Source organism: Actinosynnema sp. CS-041913 (assembly GCF_050942485.1).
In the GTDB taxonomy this organism is placed as follows: Bacteria; Actinomycetota; Actinomycetes; order Mycobacteriales; family Pseudonocardiaceae; genus Actinosynnema.
Window position 1 is genome coordinate 4,717,225 of record NZ_CP192037.1, and the last position, 24,406, is coordinate 4,741,630.

General features: G+C 72.4%; 16 protein-coding genes. 7 read left to right on the forward strand and 9 right to left on the reverse strand.

All coding sequences use genetic code 11. The annotated features are described in order from the left end of the window. Positions 1–8: 8 nt before the first annotated feature. The 3 genes from ACQPZF_RS21925 to ACQPZF_RS21935 all read left to right on the forward strand — a co-directional run bounded on the left by ACQPZF_RS21925 (position 9) and on the right by ACQPZF_RS21935 (position 1,377). The gene (locus ACQPZF_RS21925; protein ID WP_433259870.1) at positions 9–206 is read left to right on the forward strand and encodes an MbtH family protein; all 198 of its coding nucleotides are present in this window, start codon (positions 9–11) and stop codon (positions 204–206) included. A gap of 126 nt (positions 207–332) precedes the next feature. Then, positions 333–1,226: a helix-turn-helix domain-containing protein gene (locus tag ACQPZF_RS21930; protein WP_433259871.1), complete on the forward strand. Its 894-nt coding sequence runs from the start codon at positions 333–335 to the stop codon at positions 1,224–1,226. Continuing rightward, on the forward strand, positions 1,201–1,377 hold the full coding sequence (locus tag ACQPZF_RS21935) for a DUF397 domain-containing protein (protein ID WP_433259872.1): 177 nt from the start codon (positions 1,201–1,203) through the stop codon (positions 1,375–1,377). Before ACQPZF_RS21930 ends, ACQPZF_RS21935 begins: the two co-directional genes overlap by 26 nt. Positions 1,378–1,824: 447 nt before the next feature. On the opposite strand, the gene ACQPZF_RS21940 is transcribed toward ACQPZF_RS21935, so the two are convergent. From ACQPZF_RS21940 to ACQPZF_RS21955, 4 genes are all read right to left on the reverse strand, one after another. Beyond that, entirely contained in the window at positions 1,825–2,427 is a 603-nt protein-coding gene (locus ACQPZF_RS21940) for a hypothetical protein (protein ID WP_433259873.1), read from the reverse strand. Between the two features lie 227 nt (positions 2,428–2,654). Beyond that, positions 2,655–3,065, reverse strand: coding sequence for an Imm1 family immunity protein (locus ACQPZF_RS21945; protein WP_433259874.1), 411 nt, complete (start codon positions 3,063–3,065; stop codon positions 2,655–2,657). Further along, complete coding sequence (locus ACQPZF_RS21950; protein ID WP_433259875.1) at positions 3,053–3,841, reverse strand: DddA-like double-stranded DNA deaminase toxin; 789 nt, start codon at positions 3,839–3,841, stop codon at positions 3,053–3,055. Before ACQPZF_RS21950 ends, ACQPZF_RS21945 begins: the two co-directional genes overlap by 13 nt. Before the next feature lie 183 nt (positions 3,842–4,024). Then, positions 4,025–6,541: an AAA family ATPase gene (locus ACQPZF_RS21955; protein ID WP_433259876.1), complete on the reverse strand. Its 2,517-nt coding sequence runs from the start codon at positions 6,539–6,541 to the stop codon at positions 4,025–4,027. 329 nt (positions 6,542–6,870) lie between these two features. Between ACQPZF_RS21955 and ACQPZF_RS21960 the strand changes: the two genes are divergently transcribed. Next, on the forward strand, positions 6,871–10,581 hold the full coding sequence (locus ACQPZF_RS21960) for a hypothetical protein (protein WP_433259877.1): 3,711 nt from the start codon (positions 6,871–6,873) through the stop codon (positions 10,579–10,581). Next, positions 10,578–11,798 carry an MFS transporter gene (locus ACQPZF_RS21965; protein ID WP_433259878.1) on the forward strand — a complete coding sequence of 407 codons (1,221 nt, stop codon included), beginning with the start codon at positions 10,578–10,580 and terminating at the stop codon, positions 11,796–11,798. Before ACQPZF_RS21960 ends, ACQPZF_RS21965 begins: the two co-directional genes overlap by 4 nt. A gap of 78 nt (positions 11,799–11,876) precedes the next feature. On the opposite strand, the gene ACQPZF_RS21970 is transcribed toward ACQPZF_RS21965, so the two are convergent. Continuing rightward, positions 11,877–12,752: an LLM class flavin-dependent oxidoreductase gene (locus tag ACQPZF_RS21970; RefSeq protein WP_433259879.1), complete on the reverse strand. Its 876-nt coding sequence runs from the start codon at positions 12,750–12,752 to the stop codon at positions 11,877–11,879. A gap of 268 nt (positions 12,753–13,020) precedes the next feature. On the opposite strand from ACQPZF_RS21970, the gene ACQPZF_RS21975 reads away from it, so the two are divergent. Further along, a complete protein-coding gene (locus tag ACQPZF_RS21975) occupies positions 13,021–16,803 on the forward strand; it encodes a Pls/PosA family non-ribosomal peptide synthetase (RefSeq protein WP_433259880.1) in 3,783 nt (1,260 codons plus the stop codon). Beyond that, positions 16,800–18,047: a M1 family metallopeptidase gene (locus ACQPZF_RS21980; RefSeq protein ID WP_433259881.1), complete on the forward strand. Its 1,248-nt coding sequence runs from the start codon at positions 16,800–16,802 to the stop codon at positions 18,045–18,047. The genes ACQPZF_RS21975 and ACQPZF_RS21980 overlap by 4 nt, the downstream gene beginning before the upstream one ends. A gap of 47 nt (positions 18,048–18,094) precedes the next feature. Here ACQPZF_RS21980 and ACQPZF_RS21985 read toward each other — a convergent pair whose 3' ends face one another. Genes ACQPZF_RS21985 through ACQPZF_RS22000 form a run of 4 tightly spaced genes read right to left on the reverse strand, consistent with a single transcriptional unit; the run spans position 18,095 to position 24,301 of the window. Beyond that, a complete protein-coding gene (locus tag ACQPZF_RS21985; RefSeq protein WP_433259882.1) occupies positions 18,095–18,991 on the reverse strand; it encodes a hypothetical protein in 897 nt (298 codons plus the stop codon). Then, positions 18,988–23,538: an RHS repeat-associated core domain-containing protein gene (locus ACQPZF_RS21990; RefSeq protein WP_433259883.1), complete on the reverse strand. Its 4,551-nt coding sequence runs from the start codon at positions 23,536–23,538 to the stop codon at positions 18,988–18,990. Before ACQPZF_RS21990 ends, ACQPZF_RS21985 begins: the two co-directional genes overlap by 4 nt. After that, complete coding sequence (locus tag ACQPZF_RS21995) at positions 23,535–23,846, reverse strand: type VII secretion target (RefSeq protein ID WP_433259884.1); 312 nt, start codon at positions 23,844–23,846, stop codon at positions 23,535–23,537. The genes ACQPZF_RS21990 and ACQPZF_RS21995 overlap by 4 nt, the downstream gene beginning before the upstream one ends. Next, positions 23,846–24,301 carry a YbaB/EbfC family nucleoid-associated protein gene (locus ACQPZF_RS22000; RefSeq protein WP_433259885.1) on the reverse strand — a complete coding sequence of 152 codons (456 nt, stop codon included), beginning with the start codon at positions 24,299–24,301 and terminating at the stop codon, positions 23,846–23,848. Before ACQPZF_RS22000 ends, ACQPZF_RS21995 begins: the two co-directional genes overlap by 1 nt. Positions 24,302–24,406 lie beyond the last annotated feature (105 nt).

Here is a 24,406-nt window from a genome sequence, read left to right on the forward strand (position 1 = left end):
GGGACCACATGTTCGAGGACGAGGACGACCGCCTCTACACGGTCGTGCGCAACGCCGAAGACCAGTACTCCATCTGGCCCGCCGACCGCGCCCTGCCGCCCGGCTGGACTTCCGACGGGACGACCGGCCCGAAATCCGTGTGCCTGGACCGCATCCGCACGGTGTGGACGGACCTGCCCCCGCAGAGCCTGCCGGACAACGGATGATCGGCCCGCCCACCGGGACGGAGGTGATTGCCCACGGCGCAAGAATGTCCGGGGAGTGATTCTTTGGGGTGGATTCCAGGCCTGAGCAAGGAATTCCGGTCGGCGCAGGCGCTAGTTTCCAACGCCATGAGACCCGAACGGCTCACCACCGTCCGCAGCCGGGAGCTGGGTGAGGAACTGCGCCAGGCCCGGGTCCGCCTGAACCTCAAGGCGGACAAGCTGTCGAAGTCGCTCGGCTGGTCCGCGAGCAAGATCAGCCGGATCGAACACGGCGTGCGCGGGACCAGTGGCTTCGACCTGGGCGCACTGCTGGGCCGCCTGGAGGTCGACCCGGCAACCAGGGAGCGGATCCGCCGGCTGGGCGAGGAACGGGATCTGGGCTACTTCCTCCGTTCCCACGACGGCAGGCTCTCGGACAACCTGGCCAGCCTGATCATCCACGAACGCGCCGCCCTCACCATGACGGCGTACGAACCGATGGTCATCCCCGGCCAGCTCCAGACCCCGGCCTACGCGGCGGCGATCATCACGACGGTCGGGGACTTCCGCCCCGAAGACCTCGACTTCTTCGTCGCCACCCGCATGGAACGTCAAACCCGGCTGACCGGACCAGGAGCGCCGGTCACGACCTTCTACATCCACGAAGCCGCTCTCCACTCGGTGGTCGGCGACTACGGGGTCATGCACGACCAGATGCTGCGCTTGGCCTTCATGTGCGGATGGTCGTCGCGGCTTCGCCCGAGGGTGATCCCCTTCAGCGCTCCCGGGTCGAACGCGGTGCGCACCACCTTCAACCTCATGGCCTTCGCCCCTCCGATCAAGCCGGTCGCCTACACCGAGACCGACACCGCCACGCTCTTCATCGAGGCGGATCAGGCGCTCGATGCCTATAAACGCCGGGTAGGACTCCTCGCGAAGCTCGCTCTGGATGCGGAACAATCACGGTCGGTGTTCGCCCATTGGGCGGACGTGTACGGCCGTCGAGAGGACCGCGATGATCATTGGAAAGAGCTGGCGTAAGAGCAGCTACAGCGCCGGAGCGCAGTCGAGTTGTGTCGAAGTCGCACCGACCAGGGCCGGTGTCGTGGTGCGGGACTCCAAGAACCCTGACGGGCCGGTGATCGACTACCCGGCCACCCACTGGCGGGCGTTCCTGCGCAGTCGGACCTAGGGCGAAGAGAGAGCAAGATCTTTACGCAGCTTGACGGCAGAAGAGGGACCACGAAGCAAGGCGACCAGTACCCAAGCAGGTCTTGGACACAGCCGGGAACACTACGAAGCAGGACCACATTTTCGATAAGCCCTGAAGCTGCCAGGGACGGCTGGAACGCCACGCGCGCTACGGAGCGTGCACTTGCGGGTGCCAGGTCGCGCCTAGGACAACCGCGAGTCAGGCGGCTGGGCGGGTTGCTCTGCGGGCGGCGTGTTGCGCTGACACCGGTCCCCCGGCAGCCTTTAGGGCTCCCGATGATGTGGTCCCGTTGCTCAATGTTCCCGGCTTGAGCCCAGACGTGCGTGCTCACGGAGCACTTTGAGTCCGTGGTCGCCCTTCTGCCGTCAAGCTGCGTAAAACCTTGAAACCGCATTGACCGCTCGCCGGCTCCGACTTTGCCTCCTGTCAGGAGTACGCCGTCAGCACCAGGCAGAGCAGGTTCTCCTCCTCGTCGACGATCTCGAAGCCGTCGACGAGCTCGGCTTCCACGGGGAAGACGAAGGCGTTCACGCCGGTCTCCCGGTCCACCACCACCTCCACCCAGTTGTCCTGCCGGCGGTGTGGCCCCTCCGCCGTGATCCGGTCCCGCGCACCGGGGAAGAACGAGGGCACGTCGTCGTCGGACTGGGGTGCCGCGCGCCTGGCTTCTCCTCCCCACAGGATCGCGTAGTCCTCGATCCGGTGGATGTCGTCGTAGCCGGGATCGCCCCACTTCGCCGCAGCGATCCGCGCGGGCTCGGCCACCGGGATCACGATCATGGTGACGACGTGCCGGACCGCTCCGGAGTCCTGGGGGTAGACACGGGTGCCCGCGAACACCGGGTGGGCGCCTGCGGGCAGCGCATGGCTGAACCCGGCCTCGGTCTCCCACGGGGTCTCCCAGATGACCCGACCGTCCGCCACGACGAGGTCACCGGCGTGGTCGAACCACGTGGGCCTGAGGTGAGGCACCTGGGAGGCCGGCGCGTACCTGTCCGCCAGGCTCCACAGCAGTCGCTCCATGTCCACGAGATCGTGTCCTTCCGATCGTTGATCTTCCGTTGAATCCCACCGCGCACGATCATCTTGCCCAGCGGGAACCACCGGCAGCCAGGACAAAGAGGGCAAAGGTTCGTTCAAGGGTGTTACGCAGCTTGACGGCAGAAGAGTGCCCGCGACGCCACCGCCGGCCAAGCCACGCAGGTCTTGGATGCAGTCGGAACACTACGAAACGGGACCACATTGCCGACCGCTCGCTAGTTCCAACTCGGTTGCCACTCGATCCCGCTCGGCCGCCCGCCCCCGGTGCCCAGGTACTCGTGGGCGGCCCGGCGCGCTTCGGCCAACGGGATCTCCGCGTTCACCGGGAACTCGGTGTCCGAACCGGTGAAGTAGTAGAGGGGCGGTTGCTCGGCGGTGTCCGGCCCCTTGCTGATACAGGCGTCGGGGGCGTCAGGCCCGGAATAGTAGAGCACCCCCCGGCCGGTTCGGGCATCCAGTCCGACGTCGAGGATCGCATGGCCGGGGTCGCCGTGGATGAGCAGTTGGACGGTGATGGGCGCGTTCCACCCGACGACGGTGTCCAGCACGGCGTCCAGTTCAGCCGGGGTGTGGACGACCGTAGGGGCAGCGGCTTTCCGGTCGTACCAAGCATCTAGCGCCACCACGGGCGGGCACCTCCTGTGTATCGCTTGCGGATGGGTTCACCCTGTTCGGTCACGCCGTACACGGTGAGCGATGATCCTTCCGGGAGCAGGATCGGCACGAGGGTGTCACAGCCGAACGGACCGACGCACGGCTCATTGTTTATCAAGACTGTGGCGTGTCGAACGCCTTCACGGACCATGCGCGTGGCCAGCTTGATTTCCGCGTCGCCGGTCTTGGCCGACTTTCGGGGCATCCCCATGTCACGCAGTCGTGTGTCGGCCTCATCGGCATCGTCGTCACGGCCGCTGACGACCGGCTGGACCGTGCCGTCCGCACCGATCCAGTAACCACGCGTCTTTTGACCTGATCCGGCCACCACGGGCGGCGGCAGTTCGCGCCGTAGCTGCTCGATCCGGTCGGGCGGGATCACGGGCGCGTGGTCGGGGTCGGCCTGACGGACCGGGGGCCGCTGCAGCGGCTGTGCGGGTCGCCGAGTGGTCGAGGCCGGATACGCAAGTACCTCGGCGGCCAAGCGGTCCGCGAGGCTCTCAGCGTTTTTCACGGCCTCGTTCAGTAGCGGCCACAGGTAGCCCCTACACCCATCCACCACCCGAGTGAACGCGGATAGCATCTGTGTCGCGTCGGATTCGAGGTGACGCGCACCATCCAGCGCGCGAGCCAGCACGTCGTGTGCCTCTTGGGTCAGGTCTTCCGCCTGTTCCAACGCCGTCCGCGCCTGTGCTGCCTTCCTGCACGCGACCCGGACCCGCGCGGCCACCTCCCCGAGTGACGCCACCTACACCCCCTCTTCCCGAGCAAGCGTGGCACAGGAGATCCACAGTCACCGGGTCGACACAAGGTTTGCCGGACTTTGCCCAGGTCTGAGGAACACTTTTGAGTGACGTGCCCACCGCCCCTGGCCCGCGCCTGTTTGCGAATCGATTCGTTGCCCATGACCTCGTGGCGTTTGGTTTGCCGTCTAGCAGTTCAGCACCGTCGACACGTCCGTGAGCAGGCCCAGGGATTGAGCGCGCAGGACCGTCGAAAGCCGGTCCGTGGTGCCGAGTTTCCGGTACAGGTGCTGGAGGTGTCGGTGGACCGTCCTGGGTGAGATGTCCATCCTCCGCGCGATGGCGTCCGCCGTGAGCCCTTCCGCCAGCACCGTCAGCACAGCCCGCTCCCGGTCGGTGAGGCCATGATCATGAGCGGGTGCCCAGGTGCCTGCCAACCGCTCGTAGAGGCCGGGGTCGCAGGCTTCCAGGAGGGCTTGTGCGCGGTCTCGTTCCTGGCGTTCCCGGGTGGTCCGGTCGGCCTGGCGGAACAGGGCCGCGGCCAGTAGGCGGGTTCGGCCTGCGTGGATGGTGTCTCCTAGCTGCTCGAACGCCTCGGCCGCGCCGACCGCTTCGGCTGCCGCCTCGGCGGGATCGGTGAAGCGGAGCACGCCCACCGACGCTATCCGTGCGCACGCCTGTCGGAGTCCGGCCTGGAAGCCCTGCGCGAGGGTTCGGGCGTAGTTCGCCCACCGGCTGGCGTCGGCGGTGTGGTGGCGGGCTCCGTCGGCGAGTGCGAGCAGGGCACACCATTCCACTGTGGACAGTGGGTCGATCATCGACAGGTTCAGGCTGCCGTCTGTCGTCAGCAGTTGTGCCACGCAGCCGTCAGGGTCGTCGGCGTGCAGTTGTGCCAGGGCCAGTGCGAAGCGTGCCGGGCGTCCCGGGTTCACGGCGACCGCCGCCTCGGCCAGGCGGAGGCCTTCGGGCACCTCGCCGCGCCACACGGCGATCCGGGCCTGCCCGGCCAGGGCCGGTGACCGGATCTCCGGCGTGTCGGGCAAGGCCGCGGCTTCCTCCGCGTCGATGTAGCACTCGTTCGCTTCGCCCAGGCGGCCCAGGTGTTCCAGGGCTTCGCCTCGGGCCTGCCACAAGTGGGTCAGCAGGTCGCCGCGGCCGGTGTTGCGGGCGGCGGGCAAGGCCCGGTCCACGTGACGGACGGCGTCGGCGGGGCGTTCCAGCATGATCTCGGCTCGGGCCAGCCAGAGCAGGGCCTCGATCGGGCAGTCCGGCTGGTTGTCCGCGAGGACTCCGGCTTCGGTCAGGAGCGCCAGGTCGTAGGGCGGTTTGAGCAGGCGGACGCCCAGCGCCATGGCCAGCACGCCGTCGTCGCCCAGGGCTCGTGCCGCCGAGACCGCCTCGTCGGCGCGGCCGGTGCCGGCGGTCGGGTCCGCGGCCAGGCCCAGGTCGAGCAGCACTCGATCACGGGAGGACACGGGGTTGCGCAGTTCTTGTTCCAGCAGCGCGTTGGCGTCGGCGTGGCGGCCCTGTGCCCGGTCGGCCAGGGAGCAGCGCAGTGCGATCTCGGCACGATCGGCGGGGGTCGATGTCAGCATGTCCCGTACGGCACGGCGGTGTTCGTGTGGACGTCCGGCGGCCTGGGACACGGCGACCAGCTTGCGCAGCACCCGCAGCCGGGCCGGGGTGTGCCGGGGCAGCAGGTCCGCGGCGACTTCCAGCCAGTGCAGCGCCACCACGGGCGCGACGCGGGATGCCGCGTCGGCGGCTGCGGTCAGGTCGGCGGCTGCGGTCAGGTTGCCGGGCCTCGCCGCACGGGCCACGTGGTGCGCTCGGACGGTGATCGGCGCGCCCTCGTCGCCCAGGGCCCGCGCTGCCCGGTCGTGGGCTCGTCTTCGCCACTCCGGGTCCGTCGACTCGTAGACCGACCGCCTCAGTCCGGCCTGCGCGTAGTCCAGCGTGCCGCCGTCGGTGGTCAGCACCCCTCGTGCCGCCAACCGGACCAGGGCGGCGCGGGCTTCGTGCAGCGTCGTCTCGGCGACGGCGGCCACCAGGCGCGGCGCGGTGGCGCAGAGCACGGCCACCGCCTGCGCGACGCGGAGGTCGGCGGGCTCGATCCGGGCCGGCGCCGCGTCGGCCGGATCGAGTTCGACGACCTCCGCGGTGGCGAACGCGGCCGGCTCGGCGCCCGGTGGGTGGGCGGTGACGAGCAGCAGGTCGACGTCCGGCGCGTGGCGGAGCAGGTGGCCGAGCAGTTCTAGCGAGCCGCTGTCCGCCAGGTGCGCGTCGTCCAGCACCAGCACGAGTCCGGCCGGGCGGGCGATCGCCGCCACCAGGTCGCCCACGGTGCGGTACAGGCGGTGGCGTTCGGCGTCGACCAGGGCGGACGTATCGTGACCGGGGTCCAGGAACGAGTGGAACACCGCGCGGAGCAGCAGGAACGCGTTCTGGGCGGCCGGGTTCGGCGCGTCCGCCCCGGCCTTGTCCACGGCGTCCCGCAGCACCCCGAACGGCACCGTGCGACCCGTGTCCGTGCCCCGGGCGGCGATGGCGGGCAGGTGTCGGCGGCGGGCGGTCCGGACGAGTTCGCGCACCAGGCGCGTCTTGCCGGCGCCCGCCCCTCCGACCACGCGCACGGCCCGCACGCCCGCGTTCAGCAGGCCCGCCAGCGTCCGCTCATGGCATCCGACCAGGTCCCCAGTGGTCATGGCGTCCTCCTCCGAGTAGGAGGGGTGCCGCCGGGTGGCGGATACGCGCTGCCGCTGATCGTTGGCTAAGCGTCGTGTGCCGTGCGTCTGGCGCGTTCGGCGGCGACCAGCCTCCGCCAACAGGACGCGCATCCCCCTCGGCCGGACACCTTCTTCGGGCAATCCAAGCGTACCGGTCGTGCCACGTGGACCTCCTCGTCTCCTCCGCCGCGCCGTTCGCGGCGGGGTCGAGGCCATCGAACGCAGTCCCGCTTGTTCGGTGTCGACGCCTGGACGTTGAACAACAAGCTCTGAACAATGGGTGCCCGACGAGGAGGGGGACTCGGCTGGTGGCTCGGCGTGAGCGTCCGTTGGGGGACGGGGAGGGGCCGCTGCTGTCGTTCGCGGCCGACCTGCGGCGATTACGGGACAAGGCGGGTGGTCCGACCTACCGGGAACTCGGTGCGCGGGCGCACTACTCGGCGGCGACGCTGTCCGAGGCGGCGGGCGGGCGGAAGCTGCCGACGCTGGCCGTGACGCAGGCGTACGTGCGGGCGTGCGGCGGGGACGCCGACGAGTGGACCGCACGGTGGCACGAGGTCGCGTCGGCGTTGACGCCGGCCGCGTCGGCCGCGGCGGACGACGACGGGCCGTACGTCGGGCTGGCGGCGTTCCAGCCGGCCGACGCGGACCGGTTCTTCGGCCGGGAACGGCTGCTCGGCGAGTTGCGCGAGCGGCTCGAACACCACCCGGTGATGGCGGTGTTCGGCGCGTCCGGCGCGGGCAAGTCCTCGCTGCTGCGCGCCGGGCTGGTGGCGCGGGCCGAAGGGCCGGTGGCGTTGTTCACCCCCGGCGCGCGGCCGTGGGAGGAGTGCGCCGTCCACCTCGCCCGGCTCGGCCTCGGCACGCCGGGGCGGCTGCGGGAGGAGCTGGCCGACCCGCGCGGCCTGCACCGGCTGGTGCGGCAGCTCGACCGGCCGCTGATCGTGGTCGACCAGTTCGAAGAGGTCTTCACGCTGTGCGCCGACCAGCAGGAACGCGCCGACTTCAGCGCGGGGCTGCTGACCGCCGCCGAGCACTGCCGGGTGGTGCTCGGCATCCGGGCCGACTTCTACGCCCACTGCACCGCGCACCCCGGGCTGGTGGACGTGCTGCGGGACGCCCAGCTCGTGGTGGGCCCGATGACCACCGACGAGCTGCGCGAGGCGATCATCCGGCCTGCCGCCCAGGCGGGCTGCACGGTGGAGAACGCCCTGGTCTCCCGGCTGATCGGCGACGCGACCGGCCAGCCCGGCGTGCTGCCGCTGGTGTCGCACGCGCTGCTGGAGACGTGGCGGCGGCGGCGCGGGAACACGCTGACGCTGAGCGGCTACGAGTCGGTGGGCGGCCTGGACCGCGCGGTCGCCAACACCGCCGAGGAGGCCTACACCGCGATCGACCCGGAGCGGCGGGCGTTGACCAGGCAGGTGTTCCTGCGGCTGACCGCGCTCGGCGAGGGCACCGAGGACACCAAGCGCCGGGTGGCGCGGACCGAGCTGGACGACCCGGACGTGGCGGCCGTGGTGGAGCACCTGACCCGCGCCCGGCTGCTCACCGCCGACCAGGACAGCGTCGAGATCAGCCACGAGGCGCTGCTCCGCTCGTGGCCCCGGCTGCGTGCCTGGCTCACCGAGGACCGCGAGGGCGTCCGGGTGCACCGGGGGCTGACCGAGGCGACCGAGACGTGGCTGGCCCACGGGCAGGACCCCGACTCGCTGCTGCGCGGCGCCCGGCTCGCCGCCGCGCAGGACTGGGCGGCCGACAGCCGGGACCTGCTCAGCGGCCGGGAACGCGAGTTCCTGCGGCGCAGCGTCGAGCTGGAGGTCCGGGAGCAGGCCGCGCAGCGGCGGCGGAGCCGGCGGCTGCGGCAGCTCGTGGCCGTGTTGAGCGTCCTGCTGCTGATCGCGGTGAGCGCGACCGGGTACGCGGTGTGGGCCGAGAACCGGGCCGCCGACCAGCGGGACGTGGCGCTGTCGCAGAAGGTGGCGGCGGACGCGGTCGCGTTGCGCGCGTCGAACCCACCGCTGGCCGCGCAGCTCGGCTTGGCCGCGTACCGGCTCGCGCCGACCGTGGAGGCGCGCAGCGCGCTGCTCGAAGCGTTCGCGACGCCGTTCTCGGTGGCGCTGCGGCTGAAGACCAACGCGGTGGCGTACCGGCGGGACGGGACGCTGATGGCGACCGGCGGCGACGACCGGGTGCTGCGCTTGTGGGACGTGACCACTCCCCTGCGGCCGGTCGCGGTCGTGGAGGTGCCCGACCAGCCGGAGGACATCGAGTCGCTCGCGTTCAGCGGCGCGGGCGGGCTGCTGGTCGTCTCGCACTACGACGGCAGCGTCCGGGTCTGGAGCCTGGAGGACATCCGGAAACCGGTGGTGCTGGCCGATTTCCGCGCCCATGAGGAACCGATCTACCAGGCGGCGCTCAGCCCGGACTCGTCGATGGTCGCGACCGCCGGCGCGGACGGCCTGGTGCGGCTGTGGGACGTGACCGCGCCCCGGCGCCCGTCGCTGCTCACCACCCTCACCGGGCACACCGACATCGTCTGGACGGCCGCGTTCAGCCCGGACGGCGCGCTGCTCGCCAGCGCGAGCGAGGACGGCGTCGCGCGGGTGTGGAGCCTGGCCGATCGCCGGCACCCCGCGGAGGTCGGCGCGATGGACGTGCACCGGCAGCCCGTGCGGTCGGTGGCGTTCAGCCCGGACAGCCGCCGGCTGGTGACCGGGAGCTCCGACCACACCGCTCGGCTGTGGGACGTGACCGGGCCGCCCGCGCCGCTGGGCGTGCTCGCCTCGCACACGGGACCGTTGCAGACGGTCGCGTTCAGCCCGGACAACCGGACCGTGGCCACCGCCGGGTGGGACTACACGACGAAGGTCTGGGACACCGCCGTGCCGGACCGGCCGGTGCTGCTCAACACCCTGACCGGGCACACCGACACCGTGTACTCGCTGACGTTCAGCCCGGACGGGCACGTGCTCGCCTCGTCGGCGGACGACGGGACCGCGCTGCTCACCGAGCTGCCCGGCCCGGTGCTCGGCGTGCCGCCGTCGTGGTCGGCCACGATGAGCCCGGACGGCCGCCACGTCGTGGTCGGCAGCGAGGACAACACCGCGCGGCTGTGGGACGTGAGCCGCGCGCGGCGGCCCGTGCCCGGCCCGGTGCTGACCGACGCCACCGCGCCCCTGAAGTCGACCGTGTTCAGCCAGGACGGGCGGCTGCTGGCGGCCGGGGGCATCGACGGCACGATCGCGCTGTACGACTTCGCCGACCCCGCCCGCCCCGCGCGGGTGGCGCTGTTCAAGCACCTGCGGAGCGTGCGGTCGGTGGCGTTCGGGCGGCGCGTGCTGGTGACGGCCGGTGACGACTTCCGGGTGCGGCTCTGGGACCTGACGGACTTCACGCCGTTGGGCGAACTGCGCAGCGAGGGCGACGAGGGCATCCACGCCACCGCGATCAGCCCGGACGGCCGGACCGTGGCCGGGGTGATGAACCACAAGATCCGGCTGTGGGACGTGACCGATCCGCGCCGGCCGACACCACTGGCCGACCTGGACGGGCACACCGACCGGGCCACGTCGGTGGCGTTCAGCCCGGACGGCCGCACGCTGGCCGGCGGGGGCCTCGACCGGACGGCCCGGCTGTGGGACGTCACCGACCCGCGTGCGCCGCGGCGGAAGGCGGTGATCTCCGGGCACAGCGGGGTCGTGCGGTCGGTGGCGTTCAACCCGGACGGCGGGGTGCTGGCCACCGCCGGCGACGACGGCACGGTCCGGCTGTGGGACGTCGGCGGGACTCCCCGGGCGCTCGCCGTGCTGGCCGGCCACACCGACCGGGTGTACTCGGTGGCGTTCACGAACGACACGCTGGTGACCGCGAGCCAGGACCGCACCGTGCGGCTGTGGGACGTCGACGCCGAGTCCGTGGGCGCGGAGGTCTGCGCGGCGGCGTGGCCCCGGATGACCGAGCAGGAGTGGCGCGACCACTTCCCCGGCCTGGCGTTCCGGCCGCCCTGCCCGGCATGAGCGACGTCTTCACCCCGCTCCGGACAGCGGCGTTCCGGCGGCTGATCACCGGACGCGGGTTCGCCGAACTGGCCAACGGGGTCGCCCCGGTCGCGCTGGCGTTCGCGGTGCTGGACGTCACCGGCAGCCTGGTCGACCTGGGCATCGTGGTGGGGGCGCGGTCGGCGGCGGTCGTGGTGCTGGTGCTGTTCGGCGGGATGCTGGCCGACCGGCTGCCCCGTTCGGTGATCCTCCAGGGCACCGCGTTGACGGCGGCCGTGACGCAGGGGCTGATCGCGGCGTCCGTGTTGGGTCACTTCGCCTCGCTGCCGCTGCTGGTCGCGCTCAGCGTCGCGAACGGCGTCACGGCGGCGATGTCGCTGCCGGCCGCCGCCGCGCTGACCCCGCAGACGGTGGCCCCGGAGCTGTTGACCCAGGCCAACGCGCTGGCCCGGATCGGCGTGAACACCGGGCGGTTCACCGGGGCGGCGGTGGGCGGGTTGCTGGTCGGCTCGCTCGGGCCGGGGTGGGCGATCGCGGGCAACGCGGTGCTGTTCCTGCTGGCGGCGTCGGCCTACCGCACCGTGCGGGTGGCGCACGCGCCCCGGGTGGCCGGGAAAGGCGTGCTCGGGGACCTGGCGGAGGGGTGGCGGTCGTTCACCGAGCACACCTGGGTCTGGGTCGTGGTGCTGCAGTTCATGATCGTCAACGCGGTGCTGGCGGGCGGGCTGTTCGTGCTGGGACCGGCCATCGCCGACCAGAGCATCGGGCGGACCGCGTGGGGCTTCGTCATCGCCGCGGAGATCCTGGGCGCCCTGGTCGGCGGGGTGCTGGTCGCGCACTGGCGGCCCCGGCGGGCACTGCTGATCGGCGTGCTCGCCATCCTGCTGGAGGTCCTGCCGCTGGTGACGTTGGCCGTGCTGCCCAGCGTCGTGCCGTTGCTGGTGGCCATGTTCCTGGTCGGTGCGGCCACCGAGGTGTTCGTCGTCGCCTGGGACGTGTCGCTCCAGGAGAACATCCCGGCGGAGAAGCTGGCGCGGGTGTACTCGTACGACATGCTCGGCTCGTACATCGCCCTGCCGGTCGGGGAGGTCGTCGCGGGGCCGCTGGGCACCCGGTTCGGGACGGGGCCGACGTTGGTGTGGGGAGCCGTCGTGCTGGTGGTGGTGACGTGCGCGGCACTGTGCAGCCGGCAGGTGCGCACGCTGACCCGGCGCGAGAACGCCCCGGCGGACTGAAGGCCGGTTTCGGTGAAGTGGCCCGTCGTACCGTCCTTCGAGGGGATGGGACCGAATCGGGATTGGCGAGTGGTCGGTCTAGGCCAAGCCCGGCAGCACCTCCGCCGCCACGGTCTCCAGGATTGCCTCGTCACCCGCGAACACGCCGGACGCCCTCGGCCACGGCGCGGCCACGTCGGTGAACCCCAACTCCTCCGCCCGCCCGAGGAAGTCCCGGTAGCACTCGACGCTGGACAGCGAGAACACCGGAGCGGCGTCGGTCTGCAGGAACCTGCGCACCTCGGCGCGCGGCCGGTCGTGCGCGGCCAGGGTCTCGTCCAGCCGCTCCGACAGCTCCGCCAGGGACGACCACCACGACTCCAGGGTGTCCTGCCGCGTCCCGGTCGTGATCCAGCCCTCGCCGAAGCGGGCCACCAGTCGGAGCGCCTTGGGACCGTTGGCCGCGAGCACGAACGGGATCCGGGGGCGCTGCACGCAGCCCGGCAGGTTCCGCGCCTCCACCGCCCGGTAGTACTCCCCCGTCCAGGTGACGTTGTCGCGGGTGAGCAGTTCGTGCAGCAACTCAACGAACTCCGCGTACCGGGCGGCCGGGCTCGCGACGAGGTTCGTGCCCCCGAACACCTTCGTGTCGTAACCGCCCATCCCGCCCGAGCCGACGCCGAGCGTGAACCGGCCGCCCGACACGTCGTCCAGCGTGACGAGTTCGCGCGCGAACGGCACGGGGTGGCGGAAGTTCGGCGACGCGACCAGCATCCCGAGTTCGATGCGCGAGGTGGCCTCGGCGGCCAGCGCCAGCGTCGGCACGGAGCCGAACCACGGACCGTCCACCAGGGCGCGCCAGCCCACGTGGTCGAACGTCCACGCGTGGGCGAACCCGTACCGCTCCGCCGCCTGCCAACGCGGCTTCGCCTCGGCCCACGGGTACTCGGGGAGGATCGTGATCCCGGCCTTCATCCCACCACCTCACATCAGTCGACGTGTTCGATCGAACAGAACTCTTGTTCACCTGTCAACGCGACACGGTGTCCGCCGAACGTGTGAGACCTCCCACTTCGGCTGTTGATCACCGGGCCACCGGGTGAATACCGGGTAAAGTCGCCCGTTGGCGGTTTCGCGGTCGCGATCGCCGTGGCTGCCTGGCCGGTCCCCGACCGGGTGCGGAGCAGGCTCCCCCACCCCTCGGAGGACGAGAAGTGCGTTCGCTTTCAGCCGGTGCCCGCCGGTGACCATTGCCCCCGACTTCACCCTCGCGCCTGCCCTGTTCCGCGCCCGCGCCGCCGCGCCGGAGCGCACCCTGCTCGACGTGCTCGCGGACACCGCCCGCCGCCACCCGGACGCGCCGGCGGTCGACGACGGCGCGACCTCGCTGACCTACCGGGCGTTGCTCGAAGAGGTCGACCGGGTCCGCCGTGGCCTTGCCGCGCAAGGAATCGGCGTCGGCGACCGGGTGGGCATCCGGGTTCCCTCCGGCACGGTCGACCTGTACGTGTCGATCCTCGCCGTGCTGGCCGCCGGCGCCGCGTACGTGCCGGTCGACGCCGAAGACCCGGACGAGCGCGCGGACCTCGTGTTCGGCGAGGCCGGCGCGTGCGCGGTCGTCGAAGCCGAAGGCAAGCTCGTGCCGCGCGGCACCCCGATGGGGTTGGTCGGCGCGCCGGGGCCGGACGACGACGCGTGGATCATCTTCACCTCCGGCTCCACCGGCAAGCCCAAGGGCGTCGCGGTGTCGCACCGCTCGGCCGCCGCGTTCGTGGACGCCGAGGCCCGCATGTTCCTCGCCGACGAGCCCATCGGGACCGACGACCGGGTGCTGGCGGGCCTGTCCGTGGCGTTCGACGCGTCCTGCGAGGAGATGTGGCTGGCGTGGCGCAACGGCGCGTGCCTGGTGCCCGCGCCGCGTTCCCTGGTGCGCACCGGCATGGACCTCGGGCCGTGGCTGGTCGAGCAGGAGATCACCGTCGTGTCCACGGTGCCGACGCTGGCCGCGCTGTGGCCGGTGGAGGCGCTGGACGACGTGCGGCTGCTCATCTTCGGCGGCGAGGCCTGCCCGCCCGAACTCGCCGAGCGCCTGGCCGTCGACGGCCGCGAGGTGTGGAACACCTACGGCCCCACCGAGGCCACCGTCGTCGCGTGCGCCGCTCCGCTGACCGGCGTCGGCCCCGTGCGGATCGGGCTGCCGCTGGACGGCTGGGAGCTGGCCGTGGTGGACGCGCACGGCGAACTCGTGCCGATGGGCGGCACCGGCGAGCTGGTCATCGGCGGCGTCGGCCTGGCCCGCTACCTGGACCCGGCCAAGGACGCCGAGAAGTTCGCGCCGCTGCCCGCGCTGGGCTGGTCCCGCGCCTACCGCAGCGGCGACCTGGTGAAGGCCGAGGACGAGGGCCTGCTGTTCCTCGGCCGCGCCGACGAGCAGATCAAGCTGGGCGGGCGGCGCATCGAGCTGGGCGAGGTCGACGCGGCGCTGCAGGCGCTACCCGGCGTCGCCGGCGCGGCAGCCGCCGTCCGCACCACCAAGGGCGGCAACCAGATCCTGGTCGGCTACCTGGTCGCGGCGGACGGCTTCGACCACGCCGACGCGGTGGCCCGGCTGCGCGGCACGCTGCCCGCCGCCCTGGTGCCGCTGATCGCGGTCGTGGACACGCTGCCCACCCGCACGTCCGGCAAGGTCGACCGGAACGCCCTGCCGTGGCCGCTGCCCGCCCTGGACGCCGAGGTCGGGTCGCACCTCGAAGGCACCGAGGCGTGGCTGGCCGAGCAGTGGGCCGAGGTGCTCGGCTCCCGGGTGGCCGGCGCGGACGCGGACTTCTTCGCCAGCGGCGGCGGCAGCCTCGCGGCGGCGCAACTGGTGTCGCTGGTCCGCCTCCGGCACGCGGGCGTGTCGGTGAGCGACGTCTACCAGCACCCGACGCTGCGCGCGCTGGCCCGACGGCTCGACGAATTGGCCGCGCACGACGCGCCCGCGCGGACCGTCGCGCCGACGCCGCGCCGCACGGCGGTGCTCCAGACCCTGCTGACGATCCCGCTGATGACCGTGGCCGGGGTGCGGTGGACGGTCGCGCTGGCGGCGATCGGCAACGTCCTCGGGCTGATGTCCGTGTCGTGGTGGTGGGTCGTCGCCGGCTGGGTGGCGTTCATCAGCCCGCCCGGCAAGGTCGCCATCGCGGCCGGCGGCGCACGGCTGCTGCTGCGCGGCGTGCGGCCGGGCACGTACCCGCGTGGCGGCGGTGTGCACCTGCGGCTGTGGGCCGCCGAACGGCTCGCCGAGTTCAGCGGGGCGACCAACCTCGCGGGGTCGTGGATCACGCACTACGCCCGCGCGCTGGGCGCGAAGATCGGCCCCGACGTCGACCTGCACTCGCTGCCGCCGGTGACCGGGCTGCTCAAGCTCGGCCGGGGCAGCGCGATCGAGCCCGAGGTCGACCTGTCCGGCACGTGGGTGGACGGCGACCGGGTGCGCATCGGCCGCATCCGGGTCGGCGCGGGCGCGACGGTCGGCGCGCGCAGCACCCTGCTGCCCGGCACGCGGATCGGCAAGCGGGCCGAGATCGCGCCCGGCTCCGGCGTGGTCGGTTCGGTGCCGACCGGCCAGCGGTGGGCGGGTGTGCCCGCGCAGCGCACCGGCAAGGTGTCCCGGCCGGCCCCGCGTCCGCCGCGTTCGCTGTGGTGGAAGACGGTCTACGGGCTGACGACGTTCGCGTTGGGCCTGCTGCCCGCCGTCGCGGCGCTGCCGGCGCTGCTGCTGATCGTGCGAGGGCCGCTGACGTTGGGCAGCGCGTTGCTCGCGGTGCCATTGGCGACGCTGGCGTGGCTGGGCTCGTACGCGCTGCTGGTGCTGGTGTCCGTGCGACTGCTCGGCGTCGGGCTGCGCGCGGGCGTGTACCCGGTGCACAGCCGGGTCGCGTGGCAGGCGTGGACGACCGAGCGGCTGATGAACATGGCCCGCGTGGCGTTGTTCCCGTTGTACGCCAGCCTGTTCACACCCGTGTGGCTGCGGGCGCTGGGGATGCGCGTCGGGCGTGGCGTGGAGGCGTCCACGGTGCTGGCGCTGCCGAAGATGACGAAGATCGGCGACGGGGCGTTCCTGGCCGACGACACCATGGTCGCCTCCTACGAGCTGGGCGGCGGGTGGCTGCGGATCGCGTCGGCGCGGGTCGGCAAGCGGGCGTTCCTGGGCAACTCGGGCATGACCGCGCCCGGCCGCTCGGTGCCGAACCGGGGTCTGGTCGGTGTGCTGTCGGCCGCGCCGAAGCGGGCCAAGGCGGGCAGCTCGTACCTGGGGATGCCGCCGATGAAGCTGCCGCGCGCCGCCGAGGAGGGCGACCAGAGCCGGACGTTCGACCCGCCGAAGCGGCTCGTGGTGGCCCGTGCGCTGGTCGAGCTGTGCCGGGTGGTGCCGGTGATGTGCCACGTGGCGCTGGTGGTGGTCGTGCTGTTCGCGTTGCGAGAGCTGGGGGTTTTCGCGCCGCTGCTGGCCGGGGCCGTGCTGCTGGCGGCCGGTGTCGTGGCGTGCGCGGTGGCGCTGCTGGCGAAGTGGACGCTGGTCGGCCGGTTCCGGCGGCGGGAGTACCCGCTGTGGAGCGCGTTCGTGTGGCGCAACGAGCTGGCGGACACGTTCGTCGAGGTGCTGGCCGTGCCGTGGCTGGTCGGGTCGGCGGGTGGCTCGCCGCTGATGTCGGTGTGGCTGCGGGCGCTGGGCGCGCGGATCGGGCGCGGCACGTGGGTCGAGTCGTACTGGTTCCCGGAGGCCGACCTGGTCCGCCTGGGTGACGGCGCGACCGTCAACCGGGGGTGCGTGGTGCAGACCCACCTGTTCCATGATCGGATCCTGCGCATGGACCAGGTGACGTTGGGGTCGGGCGCGACGCTGGGGCCGCACGGGATCGTGCTGCCGGGCGCGACGGTCGGCGCGCACACCACGGTGGGGCCCGCCTCGCTGGTGATGCGCGGCGAGGAGGTGCCGGCGGGCAGCCGCTGGCTGGGCAACCCGATCTCCGCCTGGCGATGACCGGCTACCTGCCGCAGCACGGGGATCCCGGCTACCGCGTCGAGCACTACGACCTGGCACTGGACTACAAGCCGCTGACCGGCCGCCTGGCCGGCCGCGCGCGGCTGTGGGTGGCCGCCGACGGGCCGATCGCGCTGGACTTCGGCCGGTTCGCCATCGGCAAGGTCCTGGTGGACGGCAAGCCCACCCGGTACACGCACGGCAACGGCAAGCTGCGGCTGCGGCACCGGGGGCGGGAGCGGTGCGTGGTGGAGGTGCGCTACGCCGGCACGCCGCTGCCCGTGCGCACCCGGCACTGGGGCGACCTGGGGTGGGAGCAGTTGGCGGACGGCGCCCTGGTGGCCGGGCAGCCGATCGGCGCGCCGTCGTGGTTCCCGTGCAACAACCTGGTGCGGGACAAGGCGTCCTACCGGATCTCGGTGACCACCGCGTCGCCGTACACGGTGGTGGCCAACGGGGTGCTGGTCGACGGGCGGACCGGCGGCAGCACCACCAACTGGGTCTTCGAGCAGGCCGAGCCGATGGCCGCCTACCTCGCGTCCGTCCAGATCGGGCAGTACGAGAAGTTGGTGCTCGCGCCGGGCCAGGACCTCGCGCTGCCCGCGCGGCTGCGCAAGGACGCGGCCCACGACTTCGGCCGCCAGCCCCGGATGATGGAGGTGTTCTCGGAGCTGTTCGGCCCCTACCCGTTCCGCGAGTACCACGTCGTGGTCACCGACGACGAGCTGGAGGTGCCGGTCGAGGCGCAGGGCATGTCGGTGTTCGGGTCGAACCACGTGGACGGGCGGCGCGGGTTCGAGCGCCTGGTCGCGCACGAGTTGGCCCACCAGTGGTTCGGCAACAGCGTCGGCCTGGCGGACTGGCAGGACATCTGGCTCAACGAGGGCTTCGCCTGCTACGCCGAGTGGCTGTGGTCGGAGAACTCGGGCGGCCCCCCGGCTGCGGTGCTGGCCGACCGCGCCCGTGCCCGGCTGTCCCGCCTGCCCCAGGACCTGCGCATCGGCGACCCCGGCGTGGCCGACCTGTTCGACGACCGGGTCTACCAGCGCGGAGCCCTGACCCTGCATGCCCTCCGCGACCGCCTGGGCGACCAGCCGTTCTTCACCCTGCTCCGCGACTGGACCAGGACCCACCGCCACGGCACGGCCACCACCGCCGACTTCGCCGCCTTGGCGCAGTGGCACAGCGTCGCCCCGCTGGGACCGTTCTTCGACACCTGGCTACAGGACCCGCGCCTGCCTTGACCGGCGGCCCGCGACCCCGCACCGACGCTTCCGGCGCGCCTGTCGGGTCACCTGCCGCCGCTCAGCACCTTCTGCAGGAACGCCGCCGGGTACGTCTGCCGGTAGCCGGACTGGAGGCCGACCGCGCGGGCCTCTTCCTCGTCGATCATCCGCAACGGTCCGTCGGCCGGCTCCGCCGCGCCGTGCACGCCGGTGTCGAGGCCGGGCCACGCGCCGGGCTTGTGGTAGACCTCCGGGTCGGCCGGGAACAGCGCCAGCAGGTTCTCGTCGTGGCCGACGACCCGCCAGGCGCCGTTCTTCACCTGGCTCTCCTCGGTGTAGACGGGGAAGCGCTCGGGGGCCCGCAGGAGGTCCACGGCGGGCCGCCCGTCCGGGGACACGCCCTCGAACAGGCCGATCGCCGTGCCGAAGCGGTTGCGGGTGATCACCACCGCCAGGCGGTACCCGGACGGCTCGACGGGGATCGTCAGCACGTCGCCGGGGGTGAGCTTGGTGGTGCGCTTGGCGGAGACCTCCGGGACGAGCTTCCGCACGTCCGCTCCGGCGACGTCGGCGAGCACGATCCGGTCCGCCCGGAGGACCTGGAGCAGCGCGGACGCGTACTGCTGCGGTGTGATCGGCCCGCCGGACGCTGCGGCGAGCCGTTCCGCCAGCGCGGCGTTGTGCGAGCGCGCTTCCTCGAAGACGCTGTCGTTCAGCTCCGGCACGCGGGACGACTCGGACCGGTAGCGCTTGTTGCCCTTGACCGTCGCGGTGAGCTTCAGCGGTTCGCCGAACGTCCCGTCCACGGCCGCACTCGTGGTCGGCACTGCCCAGCCCAGGACTTCCAGGAACTCGCCCAGCGTGGGCGGGCCGCCGACCTCGTCCGCGAAGTCGGCGGCGACGTCCGCGAACCCCGCGGCGAGCGTGTCGAGGACGTCGGCGTCGAGTGGAGCGTCGGTCACGGAGGACATCCCAACCCGTTGTTCTTGCGTGTCTCGTATTCCTCGTACTCTTCGACCTTGTTGTCGGCCAACGGGTTCTGCCGATTGCCCCGGTAGTTGTTCCCGTCCCGGCCGATGACCGTATCGTATTGCTCCGCCAGTCGCTGCTCCAGCAATCGCGACTCGCCGTAGGTCCGCGTGCCGGGCTGCACGGTGATGGTGTCGCCGTTGGCCGGGTCGTAGCGGTTGTGGTTGGCCGCGTGCCGGCGTTCGACGTCGGCCTGCGTGGTGTTCGGGCCGAACTGGCCGGAGTAGTAGACGGTTCCGTTGGTGTCGCTCAACGTGTAGTTCGACCAGCCCTGGCGGTCCATGTGCAGGTAGCGGTCGCGGGTGACCAGGCCCAGCGGGTCGAGCAGCACCAACGGGTTGCCGACGTAGCCGTGGTGGTTCGGGGCCGGGTCCAGGCCCAGCGGGTCGGGCGTGGTGTAGCGGCCGTTCGCCGGGTCGTAATAGCGGTGGTAGTTGTAGTACAGGCCGGTTTCCCGGTCGTGGTACTGGCCGGGGAAGCGCAGCGCGCAGTCGACCACCCCCTGGGCGCCCCGGTCCTCGCCCCACAGGCTGGTCCGCTGCCGCCACTCGACGCGGCCGTCCACCGTGACCAGCTCGGTCGGTGCGCCGACCAGGTCGGTGACGACGGCGTGGAACCGGCGGTCGATCTCGTGCCGCGTCGCGTCCGCCACGGCCGTGCGGGTGTCCTGGCTGATCGGCGTCCACGTGCCGGGCCGGTGGTCCCACGTCGTGGTGGAGACCAGGCCGTGCTCCAGGCGCTCCTGCTCGGCCAGCACCTGGCCGTCCCAGTGGAACCGGAACTCCTCGACCGCCACGCCGTCCGCGCCCAGCCGCCGCTTGGCGATCCGCCTGCCCAGCGGGTCGTAGTGGTAGCGCCACCGCTCCCCCGCCGGGTTGACGGCCTCGGTCAGCCGGTTGCGCGCGTCGTACTCGTAGCTCCACACCCGCTGCTTGCCGGACAGCGTCCGGTGCACGGTGCGCACCAGGCGGCCCTGCGCGTCGTGGTCGTAGTGGACGCGGCCCGCGCGGCGCACCAGCGTGCCCGTCACCTCGCGCGGCCCGGCCTCCGGGGAGTCGGCGCGGCTGTCGGAGGCGAACGTCAGGTTGCCCGACGCGTCGTAGGCGTAGCCCTCCTGCCACGTCGCCGCCCGCACGGCGGTGACCCGGCCCAGAGCGTCCAGGTCGTAGCGGCGACCGCCGTCGAAGCTGTCGTGCGCCGAGTCCGGCACGCCGTCCGGCCGGTAGGTCCACCTGCGCCCGTAGCGGGGCCGGGACGCGCCTTCCGGGCCCACGAGCTGACGGGACGCGAGCCGGCCCGAGCCGTCCCAGGTGCTGGTCACCGCGACGCCCGCGCTCAGCGCCAGGAACACCTCGCGGCGCGCCGCGTCGTGGCCGAACGTGATCCGCCGGTCGCCGGTGGTCAGCGCGACGGGCAGGCCCACCCGGTCGTACTGCCAGACCGACGTGTGGCCGGTGGGTGTGGTGCGGGACGTGCGGCGGCCGAGCAGGTCCCAGGTGCAGGTGAGCGTGCGGCCGTTCACGGTCTCGGTGAGCAGCCGGCCCAACCGGTCCCTGGTGAACGCCAGCTCGCCGTCCGGGCAGCTCGCGGTGCGCACCCGGCCCGCCGCGTCGTAGGTGAACGTGGTCACCTCGCCGCCGTCGGTGCGCTGGGTCAGCGGACGGCCGAGCGGGTCGCGGGTGATGGAGATCGACTCGCCGTTGGTCAGCCGCACGACCCGCTTCGCCGCGTCGTGCTCGTAGGACACCGCACGGCCGTTGAAGTCCTGCTCCCCCAATAGGTTCCCGGCGAGGTCGTAGGTGTAGCGCCAGGTCAGCCGCTGCGGGTTGACGACCTCCACCAGGCGCAGCTCGGTGTCGTGGGTGAACACGTGCCGGCTGCCGTCCGGGTCGACGCGGGCCACCACCACGTGGAACGGGCCGACCTCGTACCGGGTGGTGAAGCCCGCCCGGTCGGTCTCGGCGATCACGTCGCCGTTGCCGTTCGTCGTCCACGTCTGGCTCGTGCCGTCCGGGTACGTGTAGCGGGACGGGCTGTCGGCGTTGCCCCAGTCCACGGTGGTGACCGCGCCGAGCGCGTCGGTGGACCGCACCAGCCGTCCGCGCGCGTCCAGCAGGTAGGTCTCGGTCGCGCCGGACGGGTCGGTCACCGACACCGGCAGGCCGGCCGCGTCGGTGACGAGGGTCGTGGTGTTGCCCAGCGCGTCGGTGATGGTGCGGGGCTCGCCGCGCTCGCCGTAGGTGAAGGTGGTGACCGCGCCCGCCGGGTCGGTCTCGGTCAGCTTGTTGCCGCGCTCGTCGTAGGTGTACCGCCAACGCGCGCCGTCCGGTCCGACGACCTCCACCGGTTTGCGCAGTTCGTTGTACTCGGCGGTCACGGCGGTGCCGTCCGGGCGGTCGACGCGCACCGGATCGCCGTCCCAGCCCAGCGTGTAGCGGGTGGTGTGGCCCAACGCGTCCGTGCGGGACAGCAGGCGGTGGAAGCGGTCGTACTCGGTGGACTCCGCGTTGCCGAGCGGGTCCACCACCTTCGTGAGGTGGTTGTGCTCGTCGTAGTGGAAGACCGTGACCTGGCCGAGGCTGTCGGTGACGGTGGTCTTCCGGTTCTCCAGGTCGTAGTCGAAGTCCGAGGACAGGAAGCCCTGCGCGCCCTCGCCCCGGACCACCCGGCCGTCCGCGCGGTAGGTGTAGGTGTAGCGGTAGCCCTCGCGGTCGACCCACGCCGTGATCCGGTCGGCCTCGTCGTACTCGTACCGGTACGGCAGGAAGGTCGTGTCGACGATCCCGGTGAGCCGGCCGCGCGGGTCGTAGTGGTACTCGGCCAGTTTCGTGTTGTCGGCGGCTAATCGGAGGGCCGCGATCCGCGGGCCGGCGTCGCCTTCCGCAATGTCGACCAGAATCCGGTAGCCGCCGGTGTGGACGACCTCCGTGGGCAGCCCGTTCGCGTCGTGCTCGTAGGCGATGCGGTTGCCGTTGCGGTCGGTCAGCGCGGTGATCGGGCGGACCCGCGGGTCGGCCGGGTTCGGGCCGAAGTGGCGCACCCAGCCGGTTTTCGGGTCTTCGACGCGGTAGGTGTCGCCGTCCCAGGTCAACGCCCAGCGTGCGCCGTCGTTCGGCATCCCGCGCAGGCCGGGTCGTTCCGGACGTTCGTAGCGCAGGATCTGGGCGTCGTCGCCGAAGTAGCGGACGGCGTGGTCGTCGACCTCCAGGCGCTGGTCCAGCGTGGACGACCAGCCGGGGCCGTGCAGCTTGCCTCCCCGGTAGCCGGAGGCGTAGGCGCGCTGGAGGACCAGGGGCAGCAGGGCGGGCAGGTCGACGTCGGCGCCGTTGACGATCATCTGGCCGGACACGGCGTCCACCGGGTCGCCGCCCTTGCCGTCGCAGCCGCCGTTGCCTTCGGAGCGCTGGCCGCTGCCGCCGTCCTGGTCGGGCTTGTTGCCGTTCTTGGCGGTGTCCGGGCCCTTGGTGGTCGGGCTGTTGCCGTTGGGCGTCGATCCGTCCGGTGTGGACGGTCCGTCCGGCTTGGGTGTGGCCGGGGCGTCCGGGGTGGTGGTGCCGGACGGGCTCGTCGTGCCGGACGGCGTGGTGGTGCCGGAGGGACTGGTGGTGCCGGACGGACTTGTCGTGCCGGACGGGCTGGTGGTGCCGCCGGAGGGACCGGAGGGCGCGGGGTCCGGCCCGCGCGGCGTCGGGCCGTCGGGCCCCTTCACCGCGGGGCCGTCCGCCTTGCGGCCGAGTTTGCCGAGCGCCTGGATGATCTCGTCCAGCTTGTCGACGACCTTGCGGATGCGCGGGGTGACGTTGCCGATGGTCTTGACCAGGTTGCGGATCAGGTCGCCGATCTTCTTGACCACCTTGGAGATCGCGGTGATCGCCTGGCCGATGACGACCGGGATGGCGAGGCCGAGCGTCGCGACCGCCTCCAGCGCCCACGCGATCAGCCGGCCGATCAGCTCCGCCACGATCTCGCGGACGATCTCCCGGACCGCCGCCACCACCTCGCCCATGATCATCACACCGGCGGAGATGCCGTCCGCCAGCGAGCCCGCGCCCGCCACCGCGTCGGCCACCTGCGCCGAGTGCGCCCGGTAGGCGTCCGCCGCGCCGCCCGTCCAGCCGGCCGTGCCGTTGCGCGCCTCGTTCGCGTAGTCCTGCGCGATCGCGGACACCTCGCGCGCCACGTTGGCCCACGTCTCGCTGAACGACCGGATCACCGGCGGGTCGCCCGCGAGCCAGTCCAGCGCCTCCTTCAACGGCTGCACGTGCTCGATCAGCCACCCCACGCCGTAGGACGCGAGCGTGCCGACCGGGTCCACGACCATGCTCAGCACTTCCAGGCCGACGCCGGCCGCGCCGAGCCCCGTCGCGACCCAGTCGCCGCTGGAGACGCCCTGCGCCAGACCGTCCGCGGCCTCCAGGATGCCGATCCCGGTGGTGGCGTTCGTGGTGTCCTCCGGCCGGGCGACCAGATCCCCGGTCATCCGACTTCGATCCCGTCGAACGCGGCGGCTTCCGCCTGCTCCCGGGCGCGGTAGTCACCGGCCGTCGCGCGCACTCCCGCCGCCACGCCCGTGATCGTCTCCACGCCTTTCGCGAGGGCGTCGACACCACTCTGCTCGAACGGCTGGAGGAGCATCGCGAACGGTCGGCAGAGCACGCCGTACGCCTCGTCGGACATGGTGACCTGCCGTGCCGCGTCCACCGCGGCCTGGAGCCGGCCGGCGAGCGCGTCGACCTTCCCGGCGTGCGCTTCCAGCTCGCCGACCAGCACCCCGTAGCCGTCGGTCATCAGCGATCACCCGACAGGTACGAGTCCTCGCTGAAGTCGCCGTCGTCGCCCGGTGGCCTCCGCCGTCGCGGCGGCGGTGGCTCCTCCCCCTCCGGCTGCGGGAAGCTGGCCCGCGCCGTCGCCATCAGGTGCCGCGTGGTCGAGTCGTCGCCGACGGTCTCCGCCATGATCGCCGCGAGCCGCTCCGGGTAGCGCGACTGCGCCTGGGCCATCGCCTCCATGACGGCCGCCGCGATCTGGTCGGGGCCGAGCTTGCGGACGCCGTCGGTCATGGCCACCGCGCTGGGGATGCCGTTCGCGCCGACGGTGACGCTGACCGCGCCGTTCGCCGCCGACCCGGTGATCGAGATCCGCTCGACCTCGCCGGTCATCTCCCGGTACCGGGCCGCCTTCGACTCGGCGTCCCGCTCCCAGCGGTCGATCACGCGCTCGATGTCCGACAACGGGTCCGTCATGGCGTCTCCCTCACCACGAAGATCGGACCTTCGATGCTGCTCGCGGTCGGGCCGCCGGACACGCCGTTGGCGAAACCTCACTCGGATGACGCACAAATATTCTTT